The 4,058-nt window shown below is 62.1% G+C and carries 5 protein-coding genes; 2 read left to right on the top strand and 3 right to left on the bottom strand.

What is annotated here, in order from left to right; genetic code table 11:
• Positions 1-174: 174 nt before the first annotated feature.
• A complete protein-coding gene (gene rpsD / locus O7A61_RS31320; RefSeq protein ID WP_027028657.1) occupies positions 175-792 on the bottom strand; it encodes a 30S ribosomal protein S4 in 618 nt (205 codons plus the stop codon).
• Positions 793-1,167: 375 nt separating this feature from the next.
• On the opposite strand from rpsD, the gene O7A61_RS31315 reads away from it, so the two are divergent.
• Entirely contained in the window at positions 1,168-1,365 is a 198-nt protein-coding gene (locus O7A61_RS31315; RefSeq protein WP_027042433.1) for a hypothetical protein, read from the top strand.
• Positions 1,366-1,446: 81 nt separating this feature from the next.
• Here the strand turns inward: O7A61_RS31315 and O7A61_RS31310 are convergent, their stop codons facing one another.
• A complete protein-coding gene (locus O7A61_RS31310) occupies positions 1,447-1,635 on the bottom strand; it encodes a DUF3008 family protein (protein WP_027143670.1) in 189 nt (62 codons plus the stop codon).
• A gap of 156 nt (positions 1,636-1,791) precedes the next feature.
• Here O7A61_RS31310 and O7A61_RS31305 point away from each other — a divergent pair, with 156 nt between their 5' ends.
• Positions 1,792-3,174: an RNB domain-containing ribonuclease gene (locus tag O7A61_RS31305; RefSeq protein WP_337133041.1), complete on the top strand. Its 1,383-nt coding sequence runs from the start codon at positions 1,792-1,794 to the stop codon at positions 3,172-3,174.
• Here the strand turns inward: O7A61_RS31305 and murI are convergent.
• Positions 3,118-3,984 (bottom strand): glutamate racemase, encoded by an 867-nt coding sequence (gene murI, locus O7A61_RS31300; RefSeq protein ID WP_337133042.1) that lies wholly within the window; start codon positions 3,982-3,984, stop codon positions 3,118-3,120. The two genes, O7A61_RS31305 and murI, sit on opposite strands and share 57 nt — an antisense overlap.
• Positions 3,985-4,058: the final 74 nt, after the last annotated feature.

Here is a 4,058-nt window from a genome sequence, read left to right as displayed (position 1 = left end):
CAAGAACCACCCGGTGTGCCTCCTGCGCCATCCTGTCAAATTATCCTGACACCAAAATCGCAAATCCATTCAGTCCCATAAAACAAAACCCCGCCGAAATTCGACGGGGGTTTGTCAGCAGTCTGAAGGCCGCCTCGAAGGCGGCCTTTTCCGATATCGTAGAAAAGCGTTCGCTTAGCGCGAGTAGAATTCGACGACCAGGTTCGGTTCCATCTGCACGGCGAACGGAACGTCGGCGAGGCCCGGGATGCGCGAGAAGGTCGCGACCATCTTGTTGTGATCGGCTTCGATGTAGTCCGGCACGTCGCGCTCGGCGAGCCCGACCGACTCCAGGACGATGACCAGCTGCTTCGACTTTTCGCGCACTTCGATGACATCGCCCGGCTTGCAGCGGTACGAGCCAATGTTGACGCGCTTGCCGTTGACGTTGACGTGGCCGTGGTTGACGAACTGACGGGCGGCGAAGATGGTCGGCACGAACTTGGAGCGGTAGACAACCGCATCGAGACGCGATTCGAGCAGGCCGATCAGGTTCTCCGAGGTGTCGCCCTTGCGGCGGTCGGCCTCTTCATAGACCTTGCGGAACTGCTTTTCCGAAACGTCGCCATAGTGACCCTTCAGCTTCTGCTTGGCGCGCAGCTGCAGTCCGAAATCGGAAAGCTTGCCCTTGCGGCGCTGGCCATGCTGGCCGGGGCCGTATTCACGCTTGTTGACCGGGGACTTCGGGCGGCCCCAGATATTTTCGCCGAGACGGCGGTCGATCTTGTATTTCGCGGATTCGCGCTTGCTCATCGCATTCCCTTTTCAAAACAGCACACCCGGCACCTCATGGTCCGGGTGAAGGAAACGCGCCCTCCTCTGGCCTCCGTTTTCGAGACCTGACAGGGTTTTCCCACGCAACGCGGCGGAAAACCCACGGGACACGTCAGTTCAAACAAGGCCAGAAACAGATAGGGTGACTGACTTTGCGTATATAAAAGAAACACCGGACATCGCTGCCCGGCGTTGGCGGCTGGTTAAACCGAGATTTAACCGATGTCAAGCTTGTGAGTAGCGTGGCCAACCACAACCATGTAGCGTTTGCGACGTTGATGCGATGCCGGATGTGGCGGGAGGTTTTGCGCCAGCGGCAGCAGGAAGGGACTGGAGCTAGAGGAGCCCAATTGCATGAAGAAGTTCTTCCTTACCCTGGCAGGCGCCGCAGTGCTTGCAGGATCGATGGCGGTGGCGCCGGAGCCGGCCATGGCGCGTCATTGGCATGGCCACAAACAGGTCTGCCGGATCATCGTCAAAAAGAGAGTGGTGTGGCGGCATGGTCATCGCAGGGTAATTGTCGAGAGAATTCGGCGCTGCCACCGCTGGTAGGCTGTTCAACACAACAATCCCAAAGGGCCAGCGAACGTCGCTGGCCCTTTTTCATTTCCAAGATAGTCTGCCTCGAAGCGCTCAATCCTGGGATTTTTTCTCCGGCAGTCCCTTGCGCTTCGTCTCGGCGAATTCCTCGAGCTGCTTTTCATTCATCGATTCATACATGCCCTTGGAAGCGCCTTTGAGCTCGCTTTTTTTGGTCTCGCCACGTTTGGCGGAGAGTGCGGCGCCGGCGGCCTTCTGCTGGGCTTTCGAGGTGGCTGGCATGGCGGTTCTCCTTTGCTGTCAGGAGAAACGCCGCGCTTCGGCGGCGGTTCCAGCGCCAGTGGCCCATCCGGTCCGCTCGGTGCCAGATGATTGGCCGGCCTTGGCGATTTTCGTTGGTACCTTCCCGTGTCCGGAACCCCAGTGTAGGACGGCTGAATGAAATCCCTGACCGATCCCTCACAGGCTCTCTCCACCGGCCTGGCGAAAATCCGCACCGAATTACACGTGCCGGATGGATTTCCGGCTGATGTAGTTGCCGCGGCGGAGGCGGCGGCCAAACGCGTGCCCGACCAGCATGCCGATCGAAGGGCGATGCCCTTCGTCACGCTCGATCCGGCTGCCTCCACCGATCTCGATCAGGCGTTCTCGATCGAGGCGAGCAGCAGTGATCTTCTGCTGCATTATGCCATTGCCGACGTGGCCTGGTTCGTCGAGGACGGCGACGCGGTGGATCTCGAAGCCTGGACGCGGGGCGAGACACTTTACTTGCCGGACGGCAAGGCCGGACTCTACCCGCCGGTGATTGCCGAGGGTGCGGCAAGCCTGTTGCCGGATGGACCCCGTCCAGCCGTTATCTTCACGGTCCGGATTGCGCAGGACGGTGCAACGAAGTTGGACGGCGCGGAGCGGGCAATCGTTCAAAGCCGCGCAAAGCTCGCCTACGACAGCGTGAAGGCTTCCGACGTTCCGGCCGGTTTTGCCGAAATGGCGCTGCGCATGGCAATGAACGAACAGCGTCGCGGGGCTTCCCGCGTCGACCCACCCGAGCAGGAGGTGGAAAGGCTTGCCGATGGCACATACCGGCTTTCGTTCAGACCGTTGCTGCAATCCGAGCAGGACAACGCAGCACTTTCGCTGGCCGCCAACATTGCGATTGCCGATGCCATGCTTGCGCACCACACCGGCTTGTTCCGGGTGATGTCGGGGCCGGATGCTTTCAAGGTTCAAAGATTGCGCAACACGGCACAGGCTCTCGGACTGTCCTGGCCGGCCTCCACCGGTTTGCGAGACTATCAGCGAACCCTCGATCCGACCGATTCGCGACAGGCAGCGCTGATGCTGGAAATCCGCCATGCAAGCCCCGGCGCGTCTTATCAACCCTATCACGACGGCGTTGTCCCATGGCATGAGGCCATGGCCGCGACCTATGCCCATGCAACGGCACCACTCCGACGGCTTGCCGATCGCTATGTCGTGCGCTGCGCGCTGGCTATCGCCAACGGCCAGCCCGTGCCCCAGGCTGTCACCGACGCATTCGCCAGATTGCCGAAGGCTATGGGACGTGCGGATAGCCGCGCTTCGCAGATCAACCACGCAGCCATCGACCTTGCCGAGGCAATAATGCTCAGGGGACGCGAGGGGGAGATTTTCAAAGCCGTCGTCACCGACTTCGTCGACCATGGCGTGCGTGTTCAGCTTGCCGACATGCCTGTCGTCGCCACCGTAAAGGCCTCGGGCCTCAGACAGGGCGACGGCCTGACGCTAAGGCTGGTCCTGGCCGATCCGGATCGACGCAGCATCGTCTTCGAACCTGTTTGAGTGGCGGGCATCGCCACTGTCTAAGTGCACGGTCAGCCCAAAGCCCTGCATAAGGCGGCTGACGGCGAAATCCGCCTTGCCCGAGGTGAAGACCGCGATATCGGACTCGCCTTGCGGCAGCGCCCCATCGATAGGCGGCAGCAGCGAAAGGACGCGCCGTGCGATCGCCTCGGCCGGATCGATCCAGTCGACCGGCCAGGGCGCGGTCTTGCGCATGCGATTGACCAGAAAGGGATAGTGCGTGCAGGCCAGCACAACGATATCGGTGCGCATGCCGTCACGCTCGATGAAGCATGGTGCGATCTCGGCGCGCACGGCCTCCTCGTCGACGAAGCCCTCGCGCATGTAGGCTTCGGACAGACCCGCCAGCCTGTCGCTGCCGACCAGGCGGACATGGCATTTCTGCGCCCATTTGGCGATCAGGTCGCGCGTGTACTGGCGCTTTACCGTGCCCGGGGTCGCCAACACCGAGACCAGGCCCGAGCGCGTGCGCTCGGCCGCCGGCTTGACCGCCGGCACCGTGCCGACGAAGGGATGGCCGGGAAAGGTATCGCGCAGCGCATCGATCACCAGCGTCGAGGCGGTGTTGCAGGCGATGACCGAAAGGGCCGGCGCAAAGCGGTCGAGCAGTCTGGCGAACAGCTCCAATATATGGGCCCGCAGCGCCGGCTCTTCCCAGGCGCCAAAGGGAAAGGCGGCATCGTCGGCGACATAGATGAAGCGACGGTCGGGCATCAGCACGCGCGCCTCGCGCAACACGGTGAGCCCGCCGACGCCGGAATCGAACATCAGGATCGGCTGGTCAGTCATTGTCGGTTCCCTTGCCGCCGAGCGGCGGCGTGTCCGCGTCGTCGCCGTTAGCGTCCGGCACCCGGCCAGCGGCC

It is taken from the genome of Mesorhizobium sp. Cs1321R2N1, assembly GCF_037179725.1.
GTDB lineage: Bacteria > Pseudomonadota > Alphaproteobacteria > Rhizobiales > Rhizobiaceae > Mesorhizobium > Mesorhizobium salmacidum.
Note: the sequence above shows the minus strand (reverse complement) of the source record. Positions and strands in the feature narration are given on the sequence as shown.